The sequence below is a fragment of the Halococcus salsus genome (assembly GCF_009900715.1).
In the GTDB taxonomy this organism is placed as follows: domain Archaea; phylum Halobacteriota; class Halobacteria; order Halobacteriales; family Halococcaceae; genus Halococcus; species Halococcus salsus.
Genome location: NZ_JAAAJC010000005.1, coordinates 17,792 through 39,491, shown reverse-complemented (window position 1 = coordinate 39,491; position 21,700 = coordinate 17,792). Strand labels below are relative to the sequence as shown.

The window sequence follows — 21,700 nt, the reverse complement described above, 5'->3', positions numbered from 1 at the left end:
AGACTTCGCCGCACGAAAACGCTCGGAATCCCCATTTCTCTCTCGTCGGTCACGTTATCCTGGCATAAGCTTTCAGGTCCGCCTTCGGCAGCCTGTCGCCGGCTCAGGGCAGATATCGAACCGAAACCACGCCCGCTTCCCCATCGCTCCGTACCTCCACACGATTTACGCCGAGTCGGGCCGCCCGGACCAGCGTCGCCTCGTCGTCGAGCACGTCGCTCACCGCGTCCGCGACCCGCTCTGGGGGTACCGTGAGCACGTGGATCTCGCCGACGCCGGCGCGTTCGCGGGTCGTCACGTCGCCCTCGTCCCCCTCGGCCGCGAGCTCGCGTTCTTGGCTCGTCGGCGGCTCCTCGCTCTCGCCGGTCGTCAGCGGTCGTCGCTCCTCGATATCCACGAGTTCCCACGTGACGCCGAGTTCGTCGCTCGCGACCGTGGCATCGAGCGCGTCGTTCGCGTCGAGGTCCGGGTTCTCGGCGAGCGTGTGGACCTGGCCGTCGTCGGCGTCCTTTAACACCGCCGACGCCGCGTCGGCGTGGGTCACGAGGAACGTGCTCTGCTTTTCCATGTGCGGACTCCGCGCTCCGTGGGATTGGGTCTTTCAGTTCGGGCTACCGGGCGAACCGGTGGGCGAGCCAGATCAGGACGGCGGCGAGGACCGGTGGGACCAACCCCGCGAGGCTCGGAAGCGCGTAGAGCACCTCGACGAGGGGCGCGAGCACGCCGGTCACGGCCTCCTGGTTCGCGACCGGCACCGCCACGACGAGGCCGACGTAGAGCGACGCGAGGAAGACGAACCCCGCGAACCCCAGCCAGGCGTCGTAGCGCTTTCGGTCGCCCACCCGGCGGTGCCGACGCGCGACGAAGAGCACGGGAGCGAGGAGCGGGCCGACGAGGAACAGCGCGACCACCATGTAGAACGCGCGCGAGAGCGTCAACGACCCGCCGCGCGCCCCCGCGGTCGCGCCGAACAGCGTGACGAGCGCGAGGGCCATGAAGACGGCCACGAGCACCGCCGCGAGCACCCCGACGACCGCGTAGCTCCTGAAGACCCGCGACCGGCTCGACCGAAACGCGTAGGGGATCGCGCCCAGCAGCCCGTCGTAGGTCTTCTCGCCCGCGTCCGATCGGGGGCTCCCGCCCGTACCACCGTCGGCCGCGTCGGCGTCGTCGCCCGCGTTCGCCTCGACCATGGTACGAGGGAGGGTCCCGAGCGATTAAACGCCGCGGTCGGCAGGGCTTTGTCGCCGGGGTCGTCACTCCCCCTATGAAGATCGATATCGGCAACGCGCTGGCCGACGTCGCCGAACCGGGGATCGCCCGTACGTCCCTCGATCGGCTCGACGAGCGCGTCGCGACCGCTCACGAGCGGATCGAGCGCGGCCGTCGGGACGACGAGTTCGGTTACGCGGCGCTGAACCTACCCGAGACCACGGACCCCGAGGCCATCACGGAAGCAGTCGAACCGGTCGCGGGGGCGGAGTACGTCCTCGTCGTCGGGATCGGCGGGAGCGCGCTCGGCGCGGCCACCCTCGCCGAGGCGCTCGGCGATTCTCGAATTCTCACCCTCGACAACGTCGACCCCCGCGAGGTCTCCGAGGTGCTCTCGCTGTTGCCGCTCGACGACACCGTAGTAAACGTGGTCTCGCGCTCGGGCACGACCGCGGAGACCCTCGCGAACTTCCTCGTGGCCCGCGCGGCCTTCGAGGAGGCCGGCGTCGACTGGACCGAGCGAACCGTCGTGACGACGGGTGACTCGGGCCCGCTCCGCGACCTCGCCGACGACCACGACCTCCCCGCGCTTCGCGTCCCCGATGGCGTGCCGGGGCGCTTCTCGGCACTCTCGACGGTGGGCCTCGTTCCGCTCGCGATCCGCGGCCACGATATCGCCCCGATCCTCGACGGCGCGCGGGACGCCGCCGATCTGTCCGATTCGCTCTACGAGACCCCCGGCTACGCCTACGGGGCCGTGGCGTACGCGCTCGACATGCGCGGCGCGGCGGTCAACGCCATGTTGCCCTACGCCGAATCGCTCGACTCCTTCGGGGAGTGGTTCGCCCAGCTCTGGGCCGAGAGTCTGGGAAAGGACGGTCTCGGCCAGCTCCCGGCGCGGGCGCTCGGCGCGACCGACCAGCACTCCCAGCTCCAGCGCTACCGGGCGGGGCCGTCGAACACTCTCGTGACCTTCGTCCGCCCGCGCGAGCGCATGTCGCTCCCGATCCCCGAGACCGACGTCGACGACCTCGCGTACCTCGGTGGCGTCGGGATGGACGACCTCATCGACGCCGAGTTCGAAGCCACCGAAGCCAGCCTCGCGGCGGCGAACCGCCCCTCGGTTCGGGTCGAAATCGACCGAGTGGACGGTCGTGGAATCGGCGAGCTCCTCTACACGATGGAGGTCGCGTGCGTGCTCGCGGGCGAACTCTACGGGGTCGAGACGTTCACCCAGCCCGCGGTCGAGTGGGGCAAGAACGCGACTCGTGGCCTCATCGGCGAGTCGAACGAGGAGTCGGCGGCGGTCGCGGAGAAGACACGACTCCTCGTGGAGTGACCAAAGGAGCTATTCGGCGCGGCCACCGAGCCTCACAGAACGGATGGCGGCAGAACACACCGACGGCAGCCGATCCGACCCCCTTCGCTACCTCTCGGCGGTCACGATCGCGTTCGGGCTCGTCGTGGCCGGCTTCCTCGTCGCGAACCTCATCGTCGTCCCGCTGTTGCCCGTGCTCTCGGCCTTCGACCTCTCGATCCGGAGCACGCCGGGCTACGTCGGGTCGACGCTCCTCCAAAACGTCGGGTTCGCCGTGGTCGTGCTCGCCTACATGCGCTACGCCGACCTCCCCGACCTCTTCGACGTCCGGTGGCCCTCGCTCTCGCGTCCCCGACGCCTCCTCCGCGACCTCGGGTGGGTACTGGTTGGCTTCGTCCTGCTGGTGGCCGCCTCACAGGCCGTCTCGATCTTCCTCCAGGGCATCGGCCTCGCACCCGGTACGAACCGGATCGTGAGCGCGGTCAGGGCGGACCCGACGCTCGCGCTCTACCTCATCGCGCTCTCCTTCCTCGCGACCGGCCCCGGCGAGGAGATCCTGTTCCGCGGCGGGGCGCAGGGGATCCTCCGGCGGGTGTTCTCGCCCGTCCCGGCGGTCCTGCTTTCGAGCGCCCTCTTCGGGCTCGCCCACGCCACCGCCACGATCGCCTCCTCGGGTCTCGCGGGTGCCGGCGGCTACGTGGTCTCGACCTTCCTGCTCGGGCTCATTCTGGGTGGACTCTACGAGTACACCGACAACCTGCTGGTTCCCGCCCTCATCCATGGAGCCTACAACGCGGTCACGTTCGCCCAGCTCTACGCGCTAGAGGCCCTCTCCTTTCACCCCTATTTCTGAGTTCGCCGCGAACCCTACGAGGGGTTCTTCCGCGCGAGCCCGCTGCCGCAGATCGGACAGCGGTCCTTCCGTTCGTCGAACGTTCGGCCACAGCCCTGACACTGGAACTCCCACTCGCGGGCCTCCGTGATGCCCTCCTGGGCGATGAACTCGACACGAATATCGAGCCGGTCGGCGACGTTCTGCATCGCGTAGTCGTCGGTGACCAACGTCGCGTCGAGTTCGAACGCCGCCGCGACGAGTTTGATGTCCGTCTCCGAGAGTTCGTCGGCGTCGCCGCTCTCGCGCGCGGCGCGCTCGACCCGGCCCACCACGGCCTCCTCGGGCACGTGGATGTACATCCCCGCGCCTTCGAGCGCGTCGTAGCGATAGGAATGCTCGCCTTCGAGCTCCATCCCCACCTCCGGCACCGTCGCGATGTCGTCCCCCGCGTCGTACTCGTTGATGAACGCCGACGAGTCGAGTATTTCCATCACCGGTCGACGACGATGTGGTCTTTGACCGCCTGCACGCTTCGGATCGGGACGGCGTATCGGCCCTCGTCGTCGCGTTCGATCTCGACCTGGTCCATCGTCTCGCCCCGCGGCGTGATGATGAGGTTCGCGAGTTCGCCGGTCTCGATGTTCATCGTCACCGTCGAGAGCGTGCCGAGCTCGGTCCCGTCGGACCCGATCACGGCCTTGTCGATCAGGTTCCGCGCGAGTACGTCTGGCATACCCGTCATACCGAAGGCCGGCATTATAAACACCACGGAGAGCGGGGCGACCGAAACGGGTCACTGACCCGTTGGACGGACACGACGACGTGTTTAACTGGCGTGGCCCGTTCCCCTCAACTACGACTTTCTCGGGTGAATGCCATGTCCGAAACACACACCAACGCGGACGCCGCCGGCGACACGGCGGCGTCCCTCCGAACCCCGATCGTCGCGGTCCTCGGCCACGTCGACCACGGCAAAACCACGCTCCTCGACAAGATCCGCGGCTCGGCGGTCACCGACGGCGAGGCGGGCGCGATCACCCAGCACATCGGCGCGACCGCCGTACCGCTCGAAACCGTCTCCGAGCTAGCCGGCAGTCTCGTCGACCCCGACGACTTCGACCTCCCCGGTCTGCTGTTCATCGACACGCCCGGCCACCACTCCTTCTCGACCCTCCGGTCTCGGGGGGGTGCGCTCGCCGACATCGCGATCCTCGTCGTGGACGTCAACGACGGATTCCAGCCCCAGACCATCGAGGCCCTCGACATCCTCCAGCGCACCGAGACCCCGTTCGTGGTCGCGGCGAACAAGATCGATACTGTGGCCGGTTGGAACCCCCAGCCCGATAGCCCGATCCAGCAGAGCTACGACGCCCAGACCGACCGCGCCCGCTCGCGGCTCGACGAGAACCTCTACGAGGTCATCGGCGAGCTCTCCGACCACGACTTCTCGGCGGACATGTACTGGCGGGTCCAGAACTTCGCCAACAACGTCGGCGTCGTGCCGACGAGCGCCGAGACGGGCGAGGGCGTCCCCGACGTTCTCACCGTTCTGATGGGCCTCTCCCAGCGCTACCTCAAGGACGAGATGGCGATCGACGTCGACGGACCGGGGGCGGGCACGGTGCTCGAAGTCAAGGACCAGAAGGGGTTCGGCACCGCGATCGACGTGGTGCTCTACGACGGAACGGTGAGATCCGACGACACCATCGTGGTGGGCGCGTCGGGCGACCCGATCGTGACCGACGTCCGGGCGCTGCTCCAGCCCCGGCCGCTTGCCGAGATCCGAACCGAGAGCCGCTTCGAGCAGGTCGATGCGGTGAGCGCGGCGGCGGGGCTCAAGATCGCCGCACCGGAGCTCGACAGCGCGATGGCGGGGGCCCCGGTACGAGTGGTCCGCGACCAGCCTCTCGACGACGTCGTGGCGGCAGTCGAGGAGGAGCTCGCCGCCATCGGTGTCACCACCCAGGAGGAGGGGGTCGTGGTGAAAGCCGACACCCTCGGAAGCCTCGAAGCCGTCGCCGATGCCCTCGAAGAGGCCGAGATTCCTATCGTCCGTGCGGAGGTCGGCGCGGTCGCACCCCGCGACGTCACGGTGGCGAGCACCGCCGACGAGGAGAAACACGAGACGGTGCTCGCCTTCTCGGTCGACGTGCTCGACAACGCCGCCGAACAGGCCGACGAGAGCGGCGTCCGGATCTTCGAGAGCGACGTGATCTATCGCCTCGTCGAGGAGTACGACGAGTTCGTCACCGAACGCGAGCGGAGCCAGCAGGACGCCATCCTCGAGAACATCTCGCGGCCCGCACGCTTCCAGCTCCTCCCCGACCACACCTTCCGGCAGAACGACCCGGCGGTGGTCGGCGTCGAGATCCTGACCGGGACCATGAAACGCAACGCGCGCGTCGTCGACTTCTCCGGGGCGGAGCCGAAACGCATCGGCGAGGTCAACGGCATCCAGGACCAGGGCGAGGACGTCGACCAGGCCCGCAAGGGCGACCGCGTGAGCGTCGCCATCGACGGCCCCACCGTCGGCCGACAGATCGAGGAAGGCGACGAGCTCTGGGTCGAGCTCCCCGAGAAGCACGCGAAGGTCCTCGAACAGGAGCTCACGGAGGACATCCCGGCCGACGAGGCCGACGCCCTCCGGATGTACCTCGACAAACACCGTCGGCGCGACCCCTTCTGGGGGAAGTGACGGCTCACACGCAGTAATAATATTTAATTAGCCGGCGTTCGTTGGCCGAGACACGATGACCCCTCTTCCGCTCCCCGCGACCGCGGAATCGGTCGTCGAGACGGTCGACGAGCGCCGCCCGACGGTCGCCCCGGCGGATCTCGTCCTGCTCGCGCTCCCCGCCCTCCTCATCGCGGGATTCGCCGGCGGCGTGGCCTCCCCGCTGGCGGTCCCGACGGGCCTCGCCGCGGGCACGATTCCCGCGCTCGCGACGCTCGGCTACGTGCTGTTCTACGACCCGCCGACCGCGGTCTCGGGTTGACCAATAGGCTGCACTGCGAGAACAATCCAAAAATCCAGATACTTACGGAGTCATCCGTGGCTCTCATGAACTACTCATTGATCTTGTCAGCAAAAGAACAGTGGAGCAGGAATCGAACCTGCTGCCCTGTACGGGCGCGACCACGCCCTCTGCCCGCAGAGGGATTCGAACCCTCGATCTCCCCTAAGTCAGAGGGGCGCCTTGTCCCCTTGGCCATACGGGGGGTACACCTACTAGTATGTCATCTTCGTAAATGTGTTTCGTTACCGATCATATTTCATGAAGTAGTAAGGTAACCCTCGTGAGCTCTCTTCTGTCCTTGAGAGAACGCTTTGCTTAGTGTTGAAGTCGCTATCGCGCGACCGGAGCGATGGCGTCCGAGACGGCCTGTTTCACCTGGAGCGCGGCGCTCGCGGCGAGCCCGCGCGCGACCTCGTCGCGGTCGTCGTCGTCGAGTCCCTCTTCGAGATCGCTGTCGGCCGGGAGCCCCGCGCTGACGGCGTGGCCGATGGGGGGCTGGACCGCGACGGTGCCCTCGGGGCCGTCGCTCCCGGCGACGATCTGTGCGCCGACGACGTACTCGTCGGGGAGGTACTCCCGGGTGCGGGCGACCACGGTGTCGAGACCCGCCTGGAGCGTCCGGCGTTGCTCGGGCGAGAGCTCCGGCACGTCGGCGTTCGCGCGCCGTCCGGGGTCGGTGTCGGTCGGTTGTCCCGCATATGGCGTGTTGCCGGTCATGAGAAGAACGCCCTCCCTATTCGTCACGGCCTCAAAAACCCCCCGACTACAGGATCGGCTCGCTCTCGCCGTAGATCCCCACTACCACCGCGGTGGCGAACGCGTCCGAACGATGCGGGTCGAGGTCCGTCGCGACGTCGGCGGTCACCACGCGCTCGTCGACGAACGACCACTCCCGGAGGTCCCGGCCCGCCGACAGCCCCTCGGTGACGCGCTCGCGAACCGCTTCGAGGTTAGATCCCGAGGCTTCGTAGAACAGCCCGCGCCCCGTCGCGTCGCGCGTCCAGCCCAGCCCCGCGGACGCGCCGACGTGGGTTCCCGGGTCGTCACCCTCGATCTCGGTCGTCGCCCGTGCCTCCACGACGGTGAGGCGGTTCCCCGCCGGTCCGAGGTCGGGCGCGGTGTCGAGTACTTCGATCCGACTCTCGGCGGGGATCACCGACGAAACTCGAACCAGGTTGTAGTTGTGGACGCCCGCGTCGGCGAGCGCGGCGTCGTAGGCGGCGAGTGCGGTCGGGCCGGTGCCGGTGCCCGAGACGACTCTGATGGAACGCATGTGGGATGGTCGGCGAAGGAGGTCGATGTGGGTTGCGATCTCGGCGGTACCGGGTTCAGTTGAACGCGATCGGCGTGCCGGGCGATTCGTCCTCGGTGACCTTCTCGAAGGCCTCCTCGAAGTCGGCCATCCGGACCTCGGTGCGCTCGTCGCGGATCGCGAACATCCCGGCCTCGGTCGTGAGGCTCTCGATCTCCGCGCCGCTGAACTCCTCGGCCATCTCGGCGAGCTCCTCGAAGTCCACGTCGTCGGCGAGGTTCATGCCGCGGGTGTGGATCGCGAAGATCTGCTCGCGACCCTCGATGTCGGGTTTCGGGACCTCGATGAGGCGGTCGAACCGACCGGGGCGGAGGATCGCGCGGTCGAGCATGTCGTAGCGGTTGGTCGCGGCGATGATCGAGACGTCGCCGCGCTCCTCGAAGCCGTCCATCTCGCTGAGGAGCTGCATCATCGTGCGCTGGACCTCGGCGTCGCCGGAGGTCTTCGAGTCCGTTCGCTTGGCGGCGACGGCGTCGATCTCGTCGATGAAGATGACCGCTGGTTCGTGCTCGCTCGCCAGCTCGAAGAGGTCGCGGACGAGGCGTGCGCCCTCGCCGATGAACTTCCTGACCAGCTCGGAGCCGGCCATCTTGATGAAAGTCGCGTCGGTCTCGTTGGCGACGGCCTTGGCGAGCATCGTCTTGCCCGTGCCGGGCGGGCCGTGGAGCAGGACGCCCGTCGGCGGTTCGATCCCGACGATGTCGAAGCGCTCGGGGTCGACCAGCGGCATCTCGACGGCCTCACGCACCTCGCGGACCTGGTCGTCGATCCCGCCGATGTCGGCGTACGTAACCGTCGGGCGTTCCTCGACCTCCATCGCCTGTGCGCGGGCGTCGGTCTCGGCCGAGAGGGTGCGCTGGACGCTGAAGGAGTCGTTGACGGCCACCCGGTCGCCGTTGTCGATATCCTCGCGGAGCGCGGGCGCGACGTCGGTGAGCACCTCCTGGTTGTTGCCGTGCTGGCGGACGATCGCGCCGTCGTCGGTGAGCTCCTCGATCGTGGCGACGTAGAGCGAGGAGGTCTTGAGCGCCTCGTTCTCCTCCTGGAGCTGCTCGGCCTCCTCGGCGAGCTCCTCGCGGTTCTCGCGGGCCTCGTCGAGGCGGGCGGCGAGTTCGTCGTGGACCGCCGTCACGTCCTCCAAATGTTCGGCCAGCGCTGCCACTCGTTCCTCGCCGGTGAGCTCCGGGTCGAGGTTCAGCCGCGGCCGGTCGGGAAGGGAGGGACTGTGTGACATTCGATGTCCGCCGTAGGCTCCGGTCGTTAAAAGTGGTTTTGGTCGGGGCGACTACGTCAGATCCGCGAACTCGTCGAGCGCCTCGTCGTAGGCGCTGAAGGCCGCCTCGATGGGGTCGGCGGTCGTCATGTCGACGCCCGCCCCCCGGAGGAGTTCGATCGGGTAGCCGTGCGAGCCCGACGCGAGGAACTCGCGGTAGGGCTCCGCCGCGTCCTCGCCCTCCTCGCGGATGCCCTCGGCGAGCGCGACCGCCGCCGAGATCCCGGTCGCGTACTGGTAGACGTAGAACGCCCGGTAGAAGTGGGGGATCCGCATCCACTCGCGCGCGATCCGGTCGTCCACGACGGCGGGCTCGTAGAACTCTTCCTTCAACTCGCCGTAGATCGAATCCAGCCGGTCGGGCGTGAGCGCCTCGCCCGCCTCCGAGAGCTCGTGGGTCTTCAACTCGAACTCCGCGAACATCGTCTGGCGGGCCAGCGTCGACCGGAACCGTTCGAGGTACTCGTTGAGGACGTGTCGTCTGAACTGTTCGTCCTCGACGGTGTCGAGGAGATGGTGGGTGAGGAGCGCCTCGTTGACCGTGGAAGCGACCTCGGCGACGAAGATCTCGTAGCTCCCGTAGACGTAGGGCTGGGCCTCGCTCGCGAGCTCGGAGTGCATCGAGTGGCCGAGCTCGTGGGCGAGGGTGTACATCGACCCGATCTCGTCCTGGTAGTTCATCAGAATGTACGGCTGTGAGTCGTAGGTCCCGCCGGAGTACGCGCCCGAACTCTTCCCCTTGTTCTCGTAGACGTCGACCCACCGCGAGTCGAGGCCCTCCACGACGCGTTCCTGGTACTCCTCGCCGAGCGGTGCGAGCGCCTCGACCACGTGGTCCTTGGCCTCCTCGTAGGTGACCTCCGGGCTCTCGGAGTCGACCATCGGCATGTAGAGGTCCCACATCCGCAGCTCGTCGACCCCGAGGCTCTCGCGTTTCAGGTCCGCGTGGCGGTGGAGCACGTCGAGGTTGTCGTGGACGGTGTCCACGAGGGTGTCGTAGACCTCGGTCGGGATGTTCGCGCCGTCGAGCGCCGCCTCGCGTGCGGTGTCGTAGTGACGCGCGTTCGCGAGCTTGACGTCCGCCTTCACGCTGTTGCGGTGGGCCGTCCCGACCGAGTTTCGTACCGTCTCCCACTCGTCGTAGAACCGCTCGTGGACCTCCCGCCGGAACTCGCGGTCGGGGTTCTTCTGGAGGGTCGTGAAGTTGCTCAGCGAGATCTCGACCGCGTCACCGTCGGAGTCTTCAACCGTGGGGAACTCCATGTCGGCGTTCGTGAGCATGTCGTAGACCTCGCTCGCCGCGCCCGTGACCTCCCCGAGGTCGGCCAGCAGCGCCTCGATCTCCGCCGAGCGGGTGTGGGGTTTCATCCGGAGCACGTCGTCGAAGTAGTGGTCGTACGCCGCCAACTCGGGAACCTCCTCGGCCATCGCGTCGAGTTCCTCGCGGTCACAGCCCTGGAGTGCGGGTTCGATGAAGCTCGCCGCGCTGGAGGCGTCGGCGGCGAGCGACTGCGAGCGGGCCGTGAGCGCTTGGTACTCCTGGTCCCTCGTGTCCTCGTCGCGGCGCATCCGGGCGTAGGAGGCGACGTTCGCGAGCTTCCGGAAGAGCTCCTCGCGGGTTTCGAGCGTCGCGAGCAGGGTCTCGCCGTCCTCAGTCACGCGCCCCTCGTAGGCTTCGAGGTCGGTGAGGGACTCCTCGACGTCGGCGTAGGCTTCCTCCCAGTCCTCGTCGGTCGCATAGAGGCTCTCCAGATCCCAGGTGTACTCGGTGTCTATCTCGCTTCGTTCGGGAACCGAACTCATGGGTCGAGTTCGGTCGTACCCGAAGTAAGCCTTCTCACATCGGAACCCGGACACCGTGCCGACGTACGGAGCGACAGTTCTTACCTCCCGGGCCACGATCGTTCAGCATGGCAACGACTGACGTGCAGACGTTCACCACCTCCCTCGCCGACCTCGACGTCTCGGTGAGCCGAACCGACGCCGCGACCGCTCCGGCCGCGATCGACGAGGCGGCCGTCGACCCCGCGATCGGTGCCGCGCTCGACATCGAGGGTATCTCGCTGGCCGACACCGCCGTCGAGACGGAGCTGACACCCCGAGGGCTCCACGAGGCCGAGACCGGCGTCACCAGGGCCGACCGCGCGGTCGCCGCCTACGGCTCCCTCCTGATCCGCTCGGACGATGGGGGGACCGAACCCCTGAGCCTCTACCCGCCGAACCACGTCGCCGTCCTGCGCGCGAGCGACGTGTGCGACGACGTCGAAGCCTCCGTCGACCGGCTCGACGAGATCTTCGGTTCCGGAGGATCGGCGGTCCTCGCCACCGGCGCGAGTTCGACGGGTGACATGGGCGCGCTCGTCGAGGGCGTCCACGGCCCGAAACACGTCCACGTCGTCCTCGTGGAGGACCGATGAGCTCCCAGCGCGCCCGCCGCCGGAAGGCCGAGCGGATCCGCGGGCTGATGGAGACCGAGGGCCCCATCATCAACGAGAACGTCTCGCGGATGAACCGCGACCGCTACGCCGCCGCCGAGCGCTTCGACGAGTACGAGGCCCTCCGCGACGAGGCCCGCGGGATCAAGGAGGACGCCATCGCCGACCTCCCCGCGCTCCTCGACACCCTCCGCGAGAGCGTCGAGGCGAACGGCGGCCACCTCTATCTCGCCGACGATGCCGCCGACGCTAATCGATATATCACGAGTGTCGCCGAGTCCGAGAACGCCGACTCGCTGGTGAAGTCGAAGTCGATGACCACCGAGGAGATCGAGGTCAACGAGGCGCTCGAAGGGGTAGGAGTGGACGTCTGGGAGACCGACCTCGGGGAGTTCGTGCTCCAGGTCGCCGACGAGTCCCCCTCGCACATCGTCGGCCCCTCGCTCCACAAGTCCCGCGAGGAGATCGCGACGCTGTTCAACGCGGTCTTCGAGCCCGAGGAGCCGCTCGAAACCGCCGACGAGCTCACCGAGTTCGCCCGGGACTACCTCGGCGACCGTATCCGGCACGCCGACATCGGGATGACCGGCGCGAACTTCGTGCTCGCGGACTCGGGCACCATCACGCTGGTCACGAACGAGGGCAACGCGCGAAAGAGCGCCGTCACCCCGAACACTCACATCGCCGTGACGGGTGTCGAGAAGGTCATTCCTGGTGCTGCGGAACTCCAGCCGTTCGTCGACCTGATCTCCAAAAGCGCCACGGGCCAGGACATCTCCCAGTACGTCTCGATGCTGACCCCGCCCGTGGAGACCCCTACCATCGACTTCGACCGGCCCGATGACCCGCTCGGGAGCGGCGATGGCGAGCGCGACTTTCATCTCGTCCTGATCGACAACGGCCGGCTCGACATGCGCGACGACGACCAGCTCCGTGAGACGCTCTACTGTATCCGGTGTGGCGCGTGCGCGAACTCCTGCGCTAACTTCCAGCACGTCGGCGGCCACGCTTTTGGAGGGGATACCTACACGGGGGGCATCGCCACCGGCTGGGAGGCCGGCATCGGCGGCGAGGAGGCCGCGGCGGACTTCAACGACCTCTGTACCGGCTGTTCGCGCTGTGTCAACGCCTGCCCAGTCAAGATCGACATCCCGTGGATCAATACCGTCGTCCGGGACCGGCTGAACGCCGACGCCACGCCCTCCGAGTTCGAGTTCCTGGTGGAGGGGCTGACCCCCGACGCGGAGGGGAGCGTCGACATCCAGAAGCGGTTCTTCGGGAACTTCGAGACACTCGCCAAGGTGGGCAGCGCGACCGCGCCGCTCTCGAACTGGGTGACCTCGTTCGGGCCCGCGAGGAAGGCGATGGACCGATTCCTAGGGGTGGCACCCGAGCGCGACCTGCCAACCTTCCGCCGGGAGACGCTCGTCGACTGGTTCGAATCCCGGCGACCGCGCGCGCCGAACGCCACGGCGGAGCGGTCGGTGGTGCTCTATCCCGACGTCTACACCAACTACGTGCTCGTCGAGCGCGGGAAGGCCGCCGTCCGCACCCTCGAAGCCCTCGGGGTCCACGTCGAACTCGCGTCTCCTCTCGAAAGCGGCCGTGCGCCGCTCTCCCAGGGGATGATCGCGACCGCCACCGACCACGCCGAGGCGCTGACCGCGGAGCTCGACCCCTACCTCGACGCCGGTTTCGACGTCGTCGCCATCGAGCCCTCGGACCTCGCGATGTTCCGGCGCGAGTACGAGAAGCTCGTGCCCGACGAGTACGACCGAATCTCGGCGAACAGCTACGACGTTCTCGAATACGTCTACGGTCTCCTCGAAAACGGCACGAGCGGGGACGCCCTCGCCACGCCCACGACACCGGTGGCCTACCACAGCCACTGCCAGCAGCGCACCCTCGGGCTCGAAACCTACACCGAGGCGGTGCTCGACGAGCTCGGCTTCGACGTCGAGACCTCCGAGGTCGAGTGCTGCGGGATGGCGGGAAGTTTCGGCTACAAATCGGAGTACTACGACCTCTCGATGGACGTCGGGCGCGAGCTCGAAGGCGCGTTCGACGACCCGAACCGCCAGCTCGTCGCCAGCGGCACCTCGTGTACCGAACAGCTCGGGGCGGTGTTCGAGGACGGCGTGGTCCATCCGGTCGAACTCATCGCACCCGACGGTTCCTGAGGGGCGGAATCGTGACGGGCTGTCGAGTTCAGACCGCCTCAACCCGTTCGAAGAGGTACGCGCCGAGCGAGACCATGACCGCCGAGGAGACCACGAGCGCACCGAAATCCACGACCAGCGGGTACGACGACACCCCGACCAGCGCGCCGCGGAGCCCGTCGACGCCGTAGGTCAGCGGGTTGACCATCGCGACGTACTGGACGACCCGCGGGAGCCCGGAGAGGGGATAGATCGCCCCCGAGAGGAAGAAGAGGGGGAAGACGACGAACTGAACGATGAGGCCGAACCCCTCGCTGTCGGAGAACTGCGAGGCGAGCACGATCCCGAACCCGACGAACGTGAGGGCGATCAGCACCAGAAACACCGCCGCGAGCGGGACCGAGAGCCAGCCCGCGACCTCGAACCCGAGCGGTATCGACACCACGAGGATCAGCGCGGCCTGGACGATCGCGGTGGTCGAGCCGCCCGCGGTGCGTCCCAACACGATCGAGGTCCGGCTGACCGGCGCGACGAGGATCTCCTTCAGAAAACCCACGTCCTGGTCCGAGAGGATCGCGAGGCCCGCGAACGAGGCCCCGAACAGCATCGAGAAACCGAGGATCCCCGGTACCAAGTACTCGATGTAGTCGACACCCGCCGGGAGACCGGGGATCGCCGCGCCGTCGAGACCGAACCCCAGAAAGACGAGGAACAACAGCGGCATCGCGAGCGAACCCACGATCCGCGAGGGGGTTCTGAGGAACCGCTTGACGTCCCGGAGCCAGAGCCCGTAGACCCCGAGGGGGTCGACCAGCCTCATTCGCCCGCTCCCGCGACCGCCGTCCGTCGGTCGTCGCCCGACGCGTCGGCGGTTTCGTCACCCGTCCTGCCGCCGGCCTCGCGCTCGGCGATCGTGCTCCCCGTGAGCGAGAGGAAGACGTTTTCGAGGCTGGGTTTCCTGAGGTCGACCGACGTGATCGTCGCGCCCGCGTCGTCGGCGAGGCGAACGAGGTCGACGATCCGGGTCTCGCCGTGAGCGAGCGTGACGTCGACGCCGTCGTCGGTCGTGGCGTACTCCCGGACCCAAGTCCGGTCATCGAGTCGGTCGCGGAACGTCGTCGACGTCCCCTCGATACCGAGCGCGACGACGTCGCCACCCAGCCCGTCCCGCAGGTTCTCGGGTGTATCCAGCGCCACGAGGCTCCCTTCGTCGAAGATCCCCACGCGGTCGCACAGGGTGTCGGCCTCCTCCATGTAGTGGGTGGTGAGCACGATCGTCACGCCCGACTCCTCGTTCATCCGACGGATGTACTCCCACGTGTCCCGCCGGGTGCGGGCGTCGAGCCCGACGGTGGGTTCGTCGAGGAACAGGACGGCGGGTTCGTGGAGCAACCCGCGACCGATCTCGAGGCGGCGCTGCATCCCGCCCGAGTACTCGCCGACCGGTCGGTCCCCTTCCTCAACGAGGTCCACGAGATCGAGCACCTCGGGGATCCGCGCGTCGCGTTCGGCCTTTCGCTGGCCGTACAGCCTGGCGTGAAACGCGAGGTTCTCCGCGCCCGTGAGCTCCTCGTCGAGCGCGGGTTCCTGAAAGACGATCCCCAGGCTGTCCCGCACCGCGCCGGTCTCCGTCCCGATGTCGTGACCGTTGACGCGCGCGGTTCCGGACGTGGGTCCGAGCAGCGTCACCAGCATGTTGATCAGGGTGGACTTCCCCGCGCCGTTGGGCCCGATCAGCCCGAACAGTTCGCCCTCGGCCACCGAGAACGAGAGGTCGTCGACCGCCGTGACCGACCCGAACTCCTTGGTGAGTCCGTCGATACGTATCGCGTCCATCGTTGCCGTTAACTGAACGGTCAGTCTCCATAAGCCCTCCGCCGACCCACGAACCCGGACAGCGACTCGGTGAGCGAAAGATTGATTCGTAACTAACTGTTCAGTCAACGTGATGGAAACCCGTTCGAAGAAGCGGCCGTGGCTCGCGGCGGTCCTCGGGGCGGCGGTGCCCGCGCTCGGCCACGTCTACCTCCGGCGCTGGCTCCGTGCGCTCGGCTGGATCGGGCTGACCCTGCTCTCGACCGCGTTCGTCCCCGATGCGACGCTCGACGCGCTGCTGTCGGGCGGTTCGTTCGCGTGGCTCGACGCTTTACCTCTCCTCGTCGTGAGCGCGCTCAGCGTGTTCGACGCCTACCGGGTCGCGGTCGTCGATAACTACCTGCTTCAGCTCAGAACCGACGCTGCCGGCGGCGAGATGACGGTCTGTCCCGAGTGCGGGCGGGACGTCGACGACGACCTCGCGTTCTGTCGGTGGTGTGCCGAACCCCTCGACGAGCCGGGTTCCGGGCCGACCCGGTGAAGGAAAACCCTTTTCGACACTGAACGGCTATTCAGTATCCATGGCCGCAGACGGCGACGTCGACCAACGCTCGGAGACCCAGCGCGCTATCGTGGAGGCGACCTACGCCGCGCTCCAGACGCACGGGTACGCGGACCTCACGATCCAGGCGATCGCCGACGAGTTCGAGAAGAGCAAGTCGTTGCTCTACTACCACTACGACACCAAGGACGGCCTCCTGATCGACGTGCTGAAGGACGGCCTCGACCGGTTCGCGACGAGGAACGCGGTCGATCCGGACGCCACCCCACGCGAACAGCTCGAAACGTTCCTCGACCGGTCCCTGCCCGCGAGGCTCGACGACGAGACGCGCGCGTTCCGGCTCACCATCTTCGAACTCCGCTCGCAGGCCCCGATGAACGAGGCCTACCGCGAGCAGTTCGCCCGCGCCGACCGACTGCTCCACGAGACCCTCGTCGAGATCCTCGAACGCGGTATCGAGACCGGCGACTTCCGCGACGTCGACCCGGCGTACACCACCGACCTCCTCCTCTCGCTCACCGAGGGTGGCATGACGCGCCACCTCGTGACGTCGGACGACGCGAGGGTGGCAACTCGCGACACCCTCGACACCTACGTCGAATCGACCCTCCTCGCGGACTGAGCCCGCCGGTTCTCGCGACCGCAACGCACCTCCCGTTCGGACACGCACGGTCGCCATGGCTCCCGACGATATCGACGCCACGCTCGGGGCGGCGTGGCACGACGACTCCCCGTGGGACCTCCTCACCCGACTCTGTGCGTTCGACGACCGCCTCGGCGGCGGTCCCGGCGAGCGCCACGCCGCCGACCTCGTGGCGGACGAACTCGACTCGCTCAGCCTCGACCCTCGAATCGAACCATTCGGGATGCAGCGCTGGACTCGGGGACACACCGCATTCTCCGTTCACCCCTCCGACGAGCGCTCCCGTGAGTTCGAGGCGGTCGCGCTCCCGTACTCGCCCGCCGCCGACCTCCGCGCCCCGCTCGTCGACGTGGGCCACGGCACCCCCGCCGAGGTCGAGGCGGCCGCCGTCGAGGGGGCGATCGCCGTCGCGAGCACCGACTCGCCGGCGGGCGAGCGCCACACCCACCGCATGGAGAAGTTGGGCCACGCCGTGGCGGCCGGTGCGCGAGGGTTCGTCTTCCACAACCACGTTCGCGGCCAGCTCCCGCCCACCGGCGCGCTCCAGTTCGGCCACGAGGCACCGATCCCCGGTGTCGGGGTGAGTCACGAGACCGGCGCGTGGCTCCGAGAGTACGCGGCCGAGGACGAGGAAGCCAGCCTGCGGGTCGACGCGACCACCGACGACGGCGAGAGTCGGAACGTGGTGGCCAAGCTCGGCCCCGAGTCGGACGCGGAAGTACTCGTGCTCGCCCACTACGACTCACACGACGTCGGTGAGGGGGCGCTCGACAACGGCTGTGGCGTCGCGGTCGCGCTCGCCGCGACGCGCCTGCTCACCGAATTCGACCTCGACTCGCAAGTGCAGGTCGCGGCGGTGGGCTGTGAGGAACTCGGGCTGCTCGGGAGCGCGGCGCTCGCCGACTCCCTCGACCTCGATCGGGTGAAGGCGGTCGTCAACGTCGATGGCGCGGGCCGGTTCCGGAACCTCCGGGCGCTCACCCACACCTCGGAAGCGATGACGGCCGTGGCGGAGCGCGTCGCCGAGGAGAGCGGCCAGCCCATCGCCACGGCCGAGGGGCCACACCCCTACAGCGACCACTGGCCGTTTCTCAGACGGGGGATCCCGGCGCTCCAGCTCCACAGTCGGACACCGGGTGGCGGTGGGGAGTGGGACCGTGGGTTCACCCACACCCGCGCCGACACCCGCGACAAGGTCGACCCCCGAAACCTCCGGACGCACGCCATGCTCACCGCGCTCCTCGTTCGCGACCTTTCAACTACTGACCCCGACCGGGTCGACACCGACGCCCTTCGGGAGACGCTTCGCGAGGCGGGAGCCGAACCCGGGATGCGCGCGGCCGAGGTCTGGCCCCCCGACTGGGACTAGCCGATCCGGCCGCCGACCTCGCCCGCGGCCCGCGCGGCGGTCGCGGCCGCGACCCGCTTTCCCTCGAAGACTTGACGCGCGCTCGCCGCGGCCGCCTCGTCGACCTCGAAGTCGAGCTCGGGATATTCGACGTCCGTGAGAATCAGCCCTTCCGCGGGGGCAGGCCCCACTCCCTCGGGTCCGTCGAGCGGTTCGGGAGCGAGCACCCGGTCGATCGTTTCGACCGACGCTGCACCCACCGCCACCCCCCGCACGAGCGTGCCGACCCGTCGAACGAGGTTCCGCGAGAAGCCGCCCGCCCGCACGGTCAGCACCAGGAACTCGCCGTCGGGCTCCACCCGAACGTCGAGCGCCCGGACGGTGTTCCGATCGTCGGTCGTGAGGTTGTGGAAGTCGTGTTCGCCGGCGAGCTGGCTGCACGCCTCGCGGGCCCGGCCGACCTCGGCGGCGGGCGCGTGGAGGTGATAGGTGTAGGTCCGCGAGACCGCGTCGTGGGTGGCGTGGAACCCAGGCGAAACGTCGGTGTGCGCCCACGCCCGAACCGACTCGGGGAGCTCGCTGTTCAGCGCCCGGGGCACGAGCCAATCGGGAACGTCGAACGCGACGGTCTGGGCGACCGCCGACACTCGACGGTCGGTGCGGCCCGCGGCGGCGTAGCCCGACGGCTTGTCGGCGGCCGCGTCGAGCACACCGAGGTCACCCAGCGCGTCGAACAGTGCCCCTTCGACCGTCGGGACCGTCGGCTGGCGCTGGAACCCGTGGTAGGGCCGGCCGTCGTAGGCAACCCGAAACGCGCGCATAGCGGTGAATCGACGGCGGAGGACTTCGGTGTGTCGACCGCCGGGTTCGAAGCGTTGATAGTCGACCGACCGGTAGCCTCCGCTGACTATATGGTCCAACCAACGGGTGGAGAACCGAGACCGTCGTCCCGCGGGGACGGGCGGTCGAGACGGCGGCGAAGGGACCCGGACCGGCAGTGAATACGATACAGGAATACATCGGCGTCAACCGCGAGGTGCTCGCGCTCGCCATCGCCCGGATGGCCGACTCGGTCGGCAATTCGTTTCTGATCGTCGTCCTCCCGCTCTACGTCTCGAGCGGCATCATCACGGGCGGGACGGGTGGCCTTGGGGTCTCGCTGATCACCGGGATCATCCTCGCGGCCTTCGGCTTCTTCAACAGCGCGCTCCAGCCGTTCGCCGGCCGTATCTCGGACCGCCTCGGCAAGCGAAAGGTGTTCGTGCTGTTCGGCCTCGCCGTGCTCGGGGTCGCGAACTTCACGTACTCCCTCGTATCGAGCTACTGGGCGCTGCTCGCCATCCGGGCGGCCCAGGGGATCGGCGTCGCGTTCACCATCGTCGCGACGATCGCCCTGGTGAACGAACTCGCCGACGATTCGAGCCGTGGTGGCAACATGGGGACGTTCAACACCTTCAGACTCCTGGGATTCGGGGCCGGCCCGATCTTCGCCGGCGCGGTCGTCTCCGGGTTCGGTTCCACCGACGAGATCGCCCACTACGTGGTCGCCGGCTTCGAGATGACCGGCTTCGAGGCCGCCTTCTACATCGCGTCGGCCTCGGCGATCATCAGCATCGTGCTCGTGATGCTCCTCGTCGAGGACCCCGACATCGAGCCCGTGGAGTCGTCCGACGACACCTCGATCGCGATCCTGAACCACGACGGCGACAGCACGCTCGATCCGGTGTTCACCCTCGGGGTCGCCTCGCTGTTCATGGCGATCGGCATCGCGCTCCTCTCGGCCATCGAGCCCCAAGTCAACGCCCGGCTCGACCAGGGCGCCCAGCTGTTCGGTATCGAGTTTGCGGCGTTCGTGCTGATCCAGGTGCTGGTCCAGGCCCCGATCGGGAGCGCGAGCGACCGCATCGGCCGCAAGCCGTTCATCCTCGCCGGGCTCGCGATCCTCGTGCCGGCCACCCTCGCCCAGGGCCTCGTGACCGCGCCCTGGGAGATGATCGTCGCGCGGGCGGCCCAGGGCCTCGCGGGCGCGGCAGTGTTCGCCCCCGCGCTCGCGCTCGCCGGCGACCTCGCGCGGAAGGGTGCCTCGGGGACCCAGCTCTCGGTGCTCACGATGTCGTTCGGGCTCGGCACCGCGATCGGACCGCTCTCCTCCGGCTTCCTGGTCCGGTTCGGCTACGTCACACCGTTCGCCTTCGGCGCGCTGCTCGCAGCTATCGGGCTCGTGCTGGTCTACACGCAGGTTCAGGAGACCGTCGGCGCTGGGAGTGGGTCGTCCGCGGACGGGCAGGCGACCGCTCAGGACTGAATCCCCTCACTGGCCTTCTTCCGATTACGCCGCGAAGTCGTCGTACGTCGGGCGTTCGTACTCGCCGGGGAACTCCTCCACTGGCACCGCGACCTGCTCGCCCGAGTCCATGTCCTTCACCGTGTACTGGCCCTCCGCGAGGTCCTGTTCGCCGACGATCACCACCGTCTCGGCCTCGATCGAGTTGGCGTACTCCAGTTGGGCCCCGAAGCTCCGACCCGCGACGTCGGTCTCGATGACGTGGCCTCGCTCACGAAGCTCGCGGGTGAGTTCGGCGGCCGTCTCGCGGGTGTCTCCCACTTGAAGGACGTAGTAATCCGTCGTCAGCGACTCGTCCGGCCAGACACCGGCGCGCTGACAGAGCAGTGCGAGCGGGGCGAGGCCGAGCGCCACCCCGACGGCGGGGGTGGGCTGGCCGCCGAACCCCTCGATGAGGTCGTCGTAGCGCCCGCCACCGAAGACGGACCGACCCACTTCGCCGGTGGAATCGAAGCACTCGAAGACCATCCCGGTGTAGTAATCGAGCCCTCGGGCGGTGTCGAGCGAGAGCGTGCAGTACTCGCGCGCGCCAAGGTCGGCTGCCGCCGCGAGCACGGCTTCGAGATTCGCGACGGCGTCCTCGACGCGTTCGGTGCCGGCGAACTCGACGAGATCCGAGAGGTTCTCCTCGTCGGTGCTGAGCAGCGCGTCGAACTCCTCCGCCTCCTCGGTCGAGAGACCCGCATCCCGGAGGAGGCCGTAGTACTCGTTGGTTTCGAGTTTCTCGCGCTTGTCGACCGCGCGGATGGCGGCCTCGGTGTCGATGTCGCTCTCTATCGATTCGAGCAATCCCCCCAGAATATCGCGGTGACTCACGCGAAAGTCGAAGTCCTCGCTCGTGAGTCCCAACTCGGTCAGCGCGTCGGCGGCGTAGGCCAGGACCTCGGCGTCCGCCGTCGGTTCCGCCGAGCCGAAGATATCGACGTTGGTCTGGTAGAACTCCCGGAAGCGGCCCTGCTGGACCTGCTCGTACCGCCAGAAGGGCCGGGTCGAGACCCACTTGATCGGTTTCGAGAGCTCCTGTTGTTTCGCGACGACCATCCGGGCCACGGTCGGCGTGAGTTCGGGCGTCATCGCCACCTCGCGGCCGCCACGGTCGGTGAAGGCGTAGAGCTCCTCGACGATGTCGTCGCCGGACTTGTCGGTCCAGAGCTCGGCGCGTTCGAGAGCAGGAGTTCCGATCTCGCGGAAGCCGTAGCGTCGTGCGGTGTCCTCGAGGTCGTCGATGGCCGCCCGGCGTGCGGCCATCTCGCCGGGATAGATGTCGCGAAAACCCTTGATGCCGTCGTACATATATCTCGATTAGTGAATCCGGGTGTTCACCCTTACGGACTGCGACACTGCCAACGGGCCGGTAATCCGATGCTCCATCGCCGAAAACCGGTTCGACAGGGGTGGATCCCTCGAAGACGCGCATCGCCGGACGG

At 68.1% G+C, this 21,700-nt stretch carries 22 protein-coding genes and 1 tRNA gene; 10 read left to right on the top strand and 13 right to left on the bottom strand.

The features are described from left to right. Positions 1-103 precede the first annotated feature (103 nt). Positions 104-568 (bottom strand): DUF5812 family protein, encoded by a 465-nt coding sequence (locus GT355_RS12860; protein ID WP_160134993.1) that lies wholly within the window; start codon positions 566-568, stop codon positions 104-106. Positions 569-611: 43 nt separating this feature from the next. Further along, positions 612-1,193, bottom strand: coding sequence for a DUF8056 family protein (locus GT355_RS12855; protein ID WP_160134992.1), 582 nt, complete (start codon positions 1,191-1,193; stop codon positions 612-614). Positions 1,194-1,267: 74 nt separating this feature from the next. Between GT355_RS12855 and GT355_RS12850 the strand changes: the two genes are divergently transcribed. After that, positions 1,268-2,551 (top strand): glucose-6-phosphate isomerase, encoded by a 1,284-nt coding sequence (locus GT355_RS12850; RefSeq protein WP_160134991.1) that lies wholly within the window; start codon positions 1,268-1,270, stop codon positions 2,549-2,551. A gap of 43 nt (positions 2,552-2,594) precedes the next feature. Further along, positions 2,595-3,383: a CPBP family intramembrane glutamic endopeptidase gene (locus GT355_RS12845; protein WP_160134990.1), complete on the top strand. Its 789-nt coding sequence runs from the start codon at positions 2,595-2,597 to the stop codon at positions 3,381-3,383. Positions 3,384-3,397: 14 nt separating this feature from the next. Here the strand turns inward: GT355_RS12845 and GT355_RS12840 are convergent, their stop codons facing one another. Further along, positions 3,398-3,856: an NOB1 family endonuclease gene (locus GT355_RS12840; protein ID WP_160134989.1), complete on the bottom strand. Its 459-nt coding sequence runs from the start codon at positions 3,854-3,856 to the stop codon at positions 3,398-3,400. Next, the gene (locus tag GT355_RS12835; protein WP_007691219.1) at positions 3,856-4,098 is read right to left on the bottom strand and encodes a PRC-barrel domain-containing protein; all 243 of its coding nucleotides are present in this window, start codon (positions 4,096-4,098) and stop codon (positions 3,856-3,858) included. Before GT355_RS12835 ends, GT355_RS12840 begins: the two co-directional genes overlap by 1 nt. Positions 4,099-4,242: 144 nt before the next feature. Between GT355_RS12835 and infB the strand changes: the two genes are divergently transcribed. Next, a complete protein-coding gene (gene infB, locus GT355_RS12830) occupies positions 4,243-6,060 on the top strand; it encodes a translation initiation factor IF-2 (protein ID WP_160134988.1) in 1,818 nt (605 codons plus the stop codon). 55 nt (positions 6,061-6,115) lie between these two features. Further along, positions 6,116-6,361 carry a DUF8015 family protein gene (locus tag GT355_RS12825; protein ID WP_160134987.1) on the top strand — a complete coding sequence of 82 codons (246 nt, stop codon included), beginning with the start codon at positions 6,116-6,118 and terminating at the stop codon, positions 6,359-6,361. A 150-nt stretch (positions 6,362-6,511) separates the two neighbouring features. Here the strand turns inward: GT355_RS12825 and GT355_RS12820 are convergent. The 5 genes from GT355_RS12820 to pepF all read right to left on the bottom strand — a co-directional run bounded on the left by GT355_RS12820 (position 6,512) and on the right by pepF (position 10,770). Then, positions 6,512-6,584 (bottom strand) — tRNA-Val (locus GT355_RS12820). Positions 6,585-6,712: 128 nt separating this feature from the next. Further along, positions 6,713-7,099, bottom strand: coding sequence for a DUF5811 family protein (locus tag GT355_RS12815; RefSeq protein ID WP_160134986.1), 387 nt, complete (start codon positions 7,097-7,099; stop codon positions 6,713-6,715). A gap of 46 nt (positions 7,100-7,145) precedes the next feature. Further along, complete coding sequence (locus GT355_RS12810) at positions 7,146-7,655, bottom strand: pyruvoyl-dependent arginine decarboxylase (RefSeq protein ID WP_160134985.1); 510 nt, start codon at positions 7,653-7,655, stop codon at positions 7,146-7,148. Between the two features lie 55 nt (positions 7,656-7,710). Beyond that, entirely contained in the window at positions 7,711-8,928 is a 1,218-nt protein-coding gene (gene pan2, locus GT355_RS12805) for a proteasome-activating nucleotidase Pan2 (protein ID WP_160134984.1), read from the bottom strand. Positions 8,929-8,979: 51 nt separating this feature from the next. Beyond that, a complete protein-coding gene (pepF, locus tag GT355_RS12800; RefSeq protein ID WP_160134983.1) occupies positions 8,980-10,770 on the bottom strand; it encodes an oligoendopeptidase F in 1,791 nt (596 codons plus the stop codon). A gap of 107 nt (positions 10,771-10,877) precedes the next feature. Here pepF and GT355_RS12795 point away from each other — a divergent pair, with 107 nt between their 5' ends. After that, positions 10,878-11,384 (top strand): LUD domain-containing protein, encoded by a 507-nt coding sequence (locus GT355_RS12795; RefSeq protein WP_160134982.1) that lies wholly within the window; start codon positions 10,878-10,880, stop codon positions 11,382-11,384. After that, entirely contained in the window at positions 11,381-13,582 is a 2,202-nt protein-coding gene (locus tag GT355_RS12790) for an LUD domain-containing protein (protein ID WP_160134981.1), read from the top strand. Before GT355_RS12795 ends, GT355_RS12790 begins: the two co-directional genes overlap by 4 nt. Before the next feature lie 28 nt (positions 13,583-13,610). On the opposite strand, the gene GT355_RS12785 is transcribed toward GT355_RS12790, so the two are convergent. After that, complete coding sequence (locus GT355_RS12785) at positions 13,611-14,381, bottom strand: ABC transporter permease (RefSeq protein WP_160134980.1); 771 nt, start codon at positions 14,379-14,381, stop codon at positions 13,611-13,613. Further along, positions 14,378-15,397 (bottom strand): ATP-binding cassette domain-containing protein, encoded by a 1,020-nt coding sequence (locus GT355_RS12780; RefSeq protein WP_160134979.1) that lies wholly within the window; start codon positions 15,395-15,397, stop codon positions 14,378-14,380. The genes GT355_RS12785 and GT355_RS12780 overlap by 4 nt, the downstream gene beginning before the upstream one ends. Positions 15,398-15,509: 112 nt before the next feature. Between GT355_RS12780 and GT355_RS12775 the strand changes: the two genes are divergently transcribed. From GT355_RS12775 to GT355_RS12765, 3 genes are read left to right on the top strand one after another with little or no spacing between them, the layout of a single operon-like run. Further along, complete coding sequence (locus GT355_RS12775) at positions 15,510-15,917, top strand: zinc ribbon domain-containing protein (RefSeq protein ID WP_160134978.1); 408 nt, start codon at positions 15,510-15,512, stop codon at positions 15,915-15,917. A gap of 40 nt (positions 15,918-15,957) precedes the next feature. Continuing rightward, the gene (locus GT355_RS12770; protein ID WP_160134977.1) at positions 15,958-16,560 is read left to right on the top strand and encodes a TetR/AcrR family transcriptional regulator; all 603 of its coding nucleotides are present in this window, start codon (positions 15,958-15,960) and stop codon (positions 16,558-16,560) included. Between the two features lie 55 nt (positions 16,561-16,615). Continuing rightward, positions 16,616-17,950 carry a M28 family peptidase gene (locus GT355_RS12765; protein ID WP_160134976.1) on the top strand — a complete coding sequence of 445 codons (1,335 nt, stop codon included), beginning with the start codon at positions 16,616-16,618 and terminating at the stop codon, positions 17,948-17,950. Here the strand turns inward: GT355_RS12765 and truA are convergent. After that, positions 17,947-18,750, bottom strand: coding sequence for a tRNA pseudouridine(38-40) synthase TruA (gene truA / locus GT355_RS12760; protein ID WP_160134975.1), 804 nt, complete (start codon positions 18,748-18,750; stop codon positions 17,947-17,949). The genes GT355_RS12765 and truA overlap by 4 nt on opposite strands. 176 nt (positions 18,751-18,926) lie before the next feature. On the opposite strand from truA, the gene GT355_RS12755 reads away from it, so the two are divergent. After that, positions 18,927-20,234, top strand: a complete 1,308-nt coding sequence (locus GT355_RS12755; protein ID WP_160134974.1) for an MFS transporter — start codon at positions 18,927-18,929, stop codon at positions 20,232-20,234. Positions 20,235-20,258: 24 nt separating this feature from the next. Here the strand turns inward: GT355_RS12755 and hisS are convergent, their stop codons facing one another. After that, a complete protein-coding gene (gene hisS, locus GT355_RS12750; RefSeq protein WP_160134973.1) occupies positions 20,259-21,566 on the bottom strand; it encodes a histidine--tRNA ligase in 1,308 nt (435 codons plus the stop codon). Between the last annotated feature and the right edge of the window lie 134 nt (positions 21,567-21,700).

What these genes read in the sequence shown, in the direction of transcription:
- GT355_RS12855 (WP_160134992.1), bottom strand. Translation starts at nt 1,193, where the DNA reads ATGGTCGAGGCGAACGCGGGCGACGACGCCGACGCGGCCGACGGTGGT.
- truA (WP_160134975.1), bottom strand. Translation starts at nt 18,750, where the DNA reads ATGCGCGCGTTTCGGGTTGCCTACGACGGCCGGCCCTACCACGGGTTC.
- GT355_RS12840 (WP_160134989.1), bottom strand. Translation starts at nt 3,856, where the DNA reads ATGGAAATACTCGACTCGTCGGCGTTCATCAACGAGTACGACGCGGGG.
- infB (WP_160134988.1), top strand. Translation starts at nt 4,243, where the DNA reads ATGTCCGAAACACACACCAACGCGGACGCCGCCGGCGACACGGCGGCG.
- GT355_RS12835 (WP_007691219.1), bottom strand. Translation starts at nt 4,098, where the DNA reads ATGCCAGACGTACTCGCGCGGAACCTGATCGACAAGGCCGTGATCGGG.
- GT355_RS12785 (WP_160134980.1), bottom strand. Translation starts at nt 14,381, where the DNA reads ATGAGGCTGGTCGACCCCCTCGGGGTCTACGGGCTCTGGCTCCGGGAC.
- GT355_RS12795 (WP_160134982.1), top strand. Translation starts at nt 10,878, where the DNA reads ATGGCAACGACTGACGTGCAGACGTTCACCACCTCCCTCGCCGACCTC.
- GT355_RS12860 (WP_160134993.1), bottom strand. Translation starts at nt 568, where the DNA reads ATGGAAAAGCAGAGCACGTTCCTCGTGACCCACGCCGACGCGGCGTCG.
- GT355_RS12825 (WP_160134987.1), top strand. Translation starts at nt 6,116, where the DNA reads ATGACCCCTCTTCCGCTCCCCGCGACCGCGGAATCGGTCGTCGAGACG.
- hisS (WP_160134973.1), bottom strand. Translation starts at nt 21,566, where the DNA reads ATGTACGACGGCATCAAGGGTTTTCGCGACATCTATCCCGGCGAGATG.
- GT355_RS12810 (WP_160134985.1), bottom strand. Translation starts at nt 7,655, where the DNA reads ATGCGTTCCATCAGAGTCGTCTCGGGCACCGGCACCGGCCCGACCGCA.
- GT355_RS12850 (WP_160134991.1), top strand. Translation starts at nt 1,268, where the DNA reads ATGAAGATCGATATCGGCAACGCGCTGGCCGACGTCGCCGAACCGGGG.
- GT355_RS12765 (WP_160134976.1), top strand. Translation starts at nt 16,616, where the DNA reads ATGGCTCCCGACGATATCGACGCCACGCTCGGGGCGGCGTGGCACGAC.
- GT355_RS12770 (WP_160134977.1), top strand. Translation starts at nt 15,958, where the DNA reads ATGGCCGCAGACGGCGACGTCGACCAACGCTCGGAGACCCAGCGCGCT.
- GT355_RS12780 (WP_160134979.1), bottom strand. Translation starts at nt 15,397, where the DNA reads ATGGACGCGATACGTATCGACGGACTCACCAAGGAGTTCGGGTCGGTC.
- GT355_RS12790 (WP_160134981.1), top strand. Translation starts at nt 11,381, where the DNA reads ATGAGCTCCCAGCGCGCCCGCCGCCGGAAGGCCGAGCGGATCCGCGGG.
- GT355_RS12815 (WP_160134986.1), bottom strand. Translation starts at nt 7,099, where the DNA reads ATGACCGGCAACACGCCATATGCGGGACAACCGACCGACACCGACCCC.
- GT355_RS12775 (WP_160134978.1), top strand. Translation starts at nt 15,510, where the DNA reads ATGGAAACCCGTTCGAAGAAGCGGCCGTGGCTCGCGGCGGTCCTCGGG.
- pepF (WP_160134983.1), bottom strand. Translation starts at nt 10,770, where the DNA reads ATGAGTTCGGTTCCCGAACGAAGCGAGATAGACACCGAGTACACCTGG.
- GT355_RS12845 (WP_160134990.1), top strand. Translation starts at nt 2,595, where the DNA reads ATGGCGGCAGAACACACCGACGGCAGCCGATCCGACCCCCTTCGCTAC.
- pan2 (WP_160134984.1), bottom strand. Translation starts at nt 8,928, where the DNA reads ATGTCACACAGTCCCTCCCTTCCCGACCGGCCGCGGCTGAACCTCGAC.